Source organism: Vibrio rumoiensis 1S-45, from assembly GCF_000286955.2.
Lineage (GTDB): Bacteria > Pseudomonadota > Gammaproteobacteria > Enterobacterales > Vibrionaceae > Vibrio > Vibrio rumoiensis_A.
The window spans coordinates 21011-27198 of the sequence record NZ_AJYK02000059.1; the positions used below are offsets into that span (position 1 = coordinate 21011).

The following is a 6188-nucleotide window of genomic DNA, read 5'->3' on the forward strand; positions in this document are numbered from 1 at the left end:
ATGAGTTTATATAATATTTCAGATAAACAACTCTCACCATTAACTAAAACGTCATTTGTGGCAGAAGGATTAATGGAACGTCAAGATTTACAACAAGCATTAAAAGGCTGTATTGATGCAATTGCTCCTGATTGCTTAGTCATTTCTGAAGAATTTGGTGATTGGGATGAGAGCAAGCGTAGAATCGATTTACTCGCAATAGACAAAAATGCCAATCTTGTGGTTATTGAGCTAAAACGAGATGAGATAGGCGCGCACATGGAGCTTCAAGCCCTACGTTACGCTGCAATGATCTCAACCATGACATTTGATAAAGCGTGTGAATACTTTACCCAATATTTGCAAAAAGAAGGCACCGACCTGAACGCGCGAGAAACGTTGCTTGATTTCGTCGATCTTGATGAAAGCAGCCTTGATGATTTTGGAAATGATGTTCGAATTGTGCTTGCCTCTGCTGATTTCGGGAAAGAACTTACGACGTCTGTTCTATGGCTTAGAGATAAGAAAATTGATATCAGTTGTGTTCGATTAACACCTTATCGATATAAAGGTGATGTGTTAATCAATGCGGAACAAATAATACCGGTGCCAGAAGTAGAAGAGTATCAAGTCAGGTTCAGAGAAAAGCGAACAGAGCAAATTCAAAGCCGCTCTACTCGAGAGTTTGATTATTCTTCATATAGATTTGATGGTGAGGTGTTCAATAAGCGGTATTTAGCGCTTGCATTAGTGAGTGCTTGGATTAAAAAGCATCGACCTAATACAATAAATGACATTCTAGATGGTTTAAATAAAACAGTTCGCTCCAGCATTGTAAAACTACTGGAAGAGGTGCCTGAAAAACAAATGAGTCGTTTCCACATGCAAGAACCTATTCAATTGATATCAGGTGAAACGATAGTTATCAGCAATCAATGGGGTATCAATCATATCTCTAAGCTGATTCAATTTGTTGAGAGTGATGGTTTTGTGATTGAGAAAGTGTCGTGATAAAAATTGTAACTTAAGTCTCATTTAAAATTTGCATTCTTGGGATTATGCTCAATACTAAAACTTAGAATAACTAAGTTTTTAGGTTGGCAATGGAATTAGAATTTAGGCATTACCCAGACGAAACGCTCGAAAGCTTTTTACTTCGGTTGTCCCGATATCAAGGCTACGAGCGTTTTTCACATTTCGCAGAAGATATATGGCGCGACACGCTTGGGCAACATGAGGCGATGGCTGGCGCATTTCCCTTTGAGTTAAGCCGGGTTAACCTATTTCACGCAGAAACAACTAGCCAAATGCGTGTAAGAGTGTTGATGCACCTTACTAACCAGCTAGAGTTGAAAAACTTTAGTTTGATGAAAATTGCACTAACTCATTCCAAAGCAATATTCTCACCCGATTACAAAGCGGTGTACCGTAATAATATTGATTATCCATTTTCATTTCTAAGAAAAACCTTCACTCCTGTTTGCTCAGAATGCTTAGCAGAGGCGAGTTATATCCGTCAGCATTGGCAGTTTTTACCTTATCAAGCTTGTCATGTTCACCAATGCAAATTATTGCACCATTGCCCTGAATGTAACCGCCGCATTGGTTATCAAGACTCTGAAATTATTGATCATTGTGAATGCGGTTATTGTTTCATTGGCGTAAAAACAGAGCCATCAAGTGATTCTCAGCAGTCTGTGTCGCAGTGGTTACAAGTCAGTAGTTCAAACTCAAGCCTGACGGAATCACAAGGCTTGTTCAGTTATTCATGTTCTATCTCTGAACGTTATGGAATTTTATTGTGGTACGTGAATCGATATGGCGAAGATAAGGATATAAATTTAGAGAGTTTTATTGCTTATGCACAACAGTGGCCTCAAAGCTTTATTTCTGATTTAGATCGTCAATTGGAGAAAGCGGAGCAGGTTCGGATTAAACCTTGGAATCAAACGTTTTTTAATGAGGGTTTTGGTTCGCTATTAAAAGATTGTCGCAGGCTACCTAATCGTCAAATTGCTCATAATAAAGTGTTAAGTTCGGTTTTAGAGTACATGACAGATCTTGTCATTCGAAATCCTAAAGATAAGAAATCCAATGTGGGAGATGTTCTATTGAGCCCTCTAGAGGCTTCTACATTACTTTCTTGTACTGTTGAGGAAATCTACCGGCTTTATGAGTTTGGTGAAATAAAGGCAGGTGTGAGGCTTAAAATGAGCAGTAAGTTGGCAAGTCAGCAGTCAGTGTTTACGTTACGAAGTGTCGTAGAGTTAAAGTTGGCGAAAATGACTTCATCGGTTGATGGTTTAAACTTGTATCTTCCAGAGTGGTAAGAATGGCTAAATTAAAAGACTTAATCAATGAGAAGAATGAAGTTGATCGTCAAACGGTATTGAAGAAAGCCTTCATGCCATATTCTGAGCTAATAGACGTCGATGGTGATGAGTTTAATGCGTTAATCATTTTATTGAATTTATCGCTCAGTAAACCTGAATGTTCGAATTGGTTAGACTCTGCAAGAGCGAAAGGTTATCTCATAGACCCTAAGCACATTGATATCATTTGTAATGAAATAAAATGGCTGCATTCCCATAACCTTAAATTTCCAGATTGCCGGGTTAAAGACCAGCGTATCATTGCTCATCCTTTACTTTTTGATGCCTCATTTATCTCTAGCGCTTATTTATCATCGTCATTGGGATGGTCTCATAATTCTGCGGTGTATAAACACACAGTTTGGCTATTAAGTACCTTTATTTGGCAGGGCGAGACTTGGTGCTTGTTAGATTTGATACGCCAATCTGACCCCCTATGGCTGAAGCTTTTAAAACAGTTTGGCCTCAAAGCCGCTTCCTTAAAGCTATTACAACAAGCAATCACTTGTGATTTACCAGAGAAACCTGATTTTCCATCGGAAATAGATCGTTTTAGTAAGCAAGTTCGCTTTCCTTGGGGTAGTGATTATTTGTCCATCACACCCGTTGTGAGCCATGCAATTCAACTAGAGATTGAAAAGTTGGCACGAGATAAAAGTTCGGGGTTAAACTTTACAACTTTGGCTTTTCCTAATTCAGCTAGTATTGGTAATTTATGTGCCTCGGTAGGCGGTAATATGAAAGCTTTACATTACCCGCTAGGCTTGAATAAAGATCCTAAATCTACTTTCTCTGCTAGTAGGAATAAAACGGGAAAGTGGTTCGATGACTACCAATTAACCAATAGAAAATTTTGCAAAGTTTTAAGTCATTTATGCGGTTCTGAGTCATTACATACCGCCAAAAAGCAGCAGAGAGCAAGACACTTTCAGTTGCGAATAGTAAGAAAGCAAATTGCGCTATGGTTATTACCGTTGATTGAATTAAGAGATCATTTAACTGCTGAAAATGATGTTTCACAAGTGAGCGATGATAACTCTGCCATAACAGAGTTTCTTCATGGTGATGAATTCCAAATCATTAAGCTACTCAATCCATTAAATCATTTATTACAGCAGACCCTTCAACTAAACCAATACTCTAGTCGTTATGCTTACCATCCGAAGTTGTTAATTCCTCTAAAGCAACAATTACAATGGATTTTAGATCAATTAAGCAAACCATCCGTTCCATCAGATGTGACAAAAACTCAAGAGCAATATATTCATTTAAGTTCATTGCGAGTAGAAGATGCGAATGCGATGAGTAGTCCATATTTATGCGGATGTTTGTCTTTAACCGCACTATGGGGCTTTATTCATCATTATCAGAGACAATTTAATCAATCCTTAAGTGACTCTGCAGTATTTCAATTTCAAAGTGTGGCTATCTTTTATCGTAATGAAAATATTAAATCAGCTGCAAAACTAACGGAGCCAAGTGTACTTAAGGCAAAACGAACCATTTCTAAGGTGAAGAGGTCAACAATTCTTCCTGCAAGGACGGTGAATTTGGAATTTGACGTTGTGATTAAGGTTCAAGGTCAAGGGTGTTTATCTGATTACACCAAACAATTGAAAGCGTCATTACCCAGTTCACTTGGCGGAGGTTCGCTGTTCCAACCTAATCTTCATTTAAAGACCAATTGGATTGAAACTTATCGTAGTCAAACAGACTTATTTTATCGCATTAAATCTTTTCCAGCCTTTGGCACTTGGTTATTCCCTGAAGAACAGCAACCGATAAGTTTTACCGAATTAACTGAGTTGTTATCAAATGATGGCGAATTAATTCCAGTCACCAATGGATTCCATTTTTTAGAACACCCCGCTGAAAGGATGAACTCGCTGACGGATATACATGTTTATGCCGAAAATACGACAGGGGTGGCTAAGTGTGTGAATGCGATAGATGTGCGTTTTAGTGGCCGAGATCACTTTTTTAAGCAGGCATTTTGGAAGCAAGAAAATAATGAGGCAACTATTCTTATTCAAAAGGATAAAAATTAGGTTGCTATGAAACTTTGTAAACAATTGAATTATGTTCGCTCCTTAAGTGCGGGTAAGGCGTGTTTTTACTTTGTTGATGCGCAAGAGAAAATTCAGCCAATCAGCATCGATAGAACACGCTTAAGAGCTTCTAAAGGAGATTATTCGCAAGCATATACTGGTGAGTTGAAACGGAAGAATGTGGCTTCGTATGAATTAGCACAAGGTAACATCCAGTACATTGAAGAATGTTACGTCCCACCGACTGTGAATACCATTTACTGTGCATATTCATTGAGAATCAACGCTAATTCGTTGCAGCCCGAAATATGCTCAGATCCAGAGGTAAGGGCAATGTTAACTCAATTGGCCTCGCTATATGCTGAGAAAGGTGGCTATGAAGAATTAGCGCAGCGGTATGCAAAAAACATTTTATTAGGGACTTGGTTGTGGCGGAACAGAGCATGCCGAGCAGTAAAAATTGAAGTTATAAACAGTGAACAAGAAACTTTTATCATTGAAAATGCGTTGAAGTTGAGCTGGTATGGGCACTGGGATCAGCCGTCACAACAAGCTTTAAAGGGCTTAACCCAATACATCACGAAAGCGCTTTCAAATAATCAAGATTACTTTTATATGGATATCAAAGCCTCGATGAGTGTTGGTTGGGGGGATGAAATTTATCCAAGCCAAGAATTTCTTGATCAAAAAGAGAAAGGTAAGCCAACGAAAAAATTGGCAACAACCCATCTTCCCAATGGTGATGAAACCGTAGCTTTTCATGGACAAAAAATTGGTGCGGCTATTCAGTCTATCGACGATTGGTGGCAGGACAATGCAGATAAGCCACTTCGAGTGAATGAGTACGGTGCGGATAGAGAATATGTCATTGCAAGGCGTCATTCGGCCTTGAATACGGATTTTTACTATTTAGTCAGCCAAGCAGAGCATTGGATTGAAATGTTACTGAAGTCCGATGATATTCCTGATGAGGTGCATTTTATTATGTCTGTTTTGGTTAAAGGTGGCTTATTTAATAGCGGAAAGGAATAGTTGTATGTCTGGCCGATATTTTTTTGTGGTTAAATTTCTTCCTGATAATGTTGATACCAGTTTGCTATGTGGTCGGTGTATCTCAATCATGCATGGTTTTATCAATAAAAACCCAACGGGAAAGAATGCGGTGGGGGTCAGTTTTCCATTCTGGACAGAAGAATCATTGGGTAACGCAATTGCCTTTGTTGCCGAAGATAAAGAGTTGTTGATCGGTTTGTCGTTTCAGCCTTATTTTTCACTTATGAAGGAAGAGGGGTTATTTGAACTTTCAGGAGTATTACCTGTAGCCGATGATGCTAAAGAGGTCAGGTTTATACGTAATCAAGCTATTGGTAAAAGCTTCCTAGGTTCAAAAAGACGTCGAATGAAACGTGCGCTAGATAGGGCTGAAAAGCTCGGAAAAATTCAGCCGAATAAAGTTAACGAGGAACGTGTTTTTGATAACTTTCATCGTATACCACTTACTAGTCAGTCTACCAATCAAGACATCATGCTTCATGTTCAAAAGGAAGAATGTGTGGATATTAGGCTAAACCACTTTAATTCATACGGGTTAGCAACGAATCAAGCATGGAAAGGAACGGTGCCTGATCTGAAAAATACCATGTTTTAAATATGTTGTTTCTTGTCTTTCAGAATCAGTGTCTTATTCGTTGTTTGAAATATAGGGTACTTTAGGGTTTCTGGGCGTAATCATTTGAAAACAGGTGAAGTTATGACTATTTTCTATAGTGACCTGCCGAATAGGCAGCTA

General features: G+C 38.7%; 5 protein-coding genes. All 5 read left to right on the plus strand.

The genetic code is table 11. From position 1 onward, the window contains the following. The 5 genes from A1QC_RS07870 (at nt 1) to cas6f (ending at nt 6047) form a co-directional block, all read left to right on the plus strand. Nucleotides 1–990: a hypothetical protein gene (locus tag A1QC_RS07870; RefSeq protein ID WP_017026495.1), complete on the plus strand. Its 990-nt coding sequence runs from the start codon at nt 1–3 to the stop codon at nt 988–990. 92 nt (nt 991–1082) lie between these two features. After that, nucleotides 1083–2309: a TniQ family protein gene (locus A1QC_RS07875; RefSeq protein WP_017026496.1), complete on the plus strand. Its 1227-nt coding sequence runs from the start codon at nt 1083–1085 to the stop codon at nt 2307–2309. A gap of 2 nt (nt 2310–2311) precedes the next feature. Continuing rightward, nucleotides 2312–4399 (plus strand): type I-F CRISPR-associated protein Csy2, encoded by a 2088-nt coding sequence (locus A1QC_RS07880; protein ID WP_017026497.1) that lies wholly within the window; start codon nt 2312–2314, stop codon nt 4397–4399. A gap of 6 nt (nt 4400–4405) precedes the next feature. Further along, nucleotides 4406–5431 (plus strand): type I-F CRISPR-associated protein Csy3, encoded by a 1026-nt coding sequence (csy3, locus tag A1QC_RS07885; protein ID WP_017026498.1) that lies wholly within the window; start codon nt 4406–4408, stop codon nt 5429–5431. Between the two features lie 4 nt (nt 5432–5435). After that, nucleotides 5436–6047 (plus strand): type I-F CRISPR-associated endoribonuclease Cas6/Csy4, encoded by a 612-nt coding sequence (gene cas6f, locus A1QC_RS07890; RefSeq protein ID WP_017026499.1) that lies wholly within the window; start codon nt 5436–5438, stop codon nt 6045–6047. Nucleotides 6048–6188: the final 141 nt, after the last annotated feature.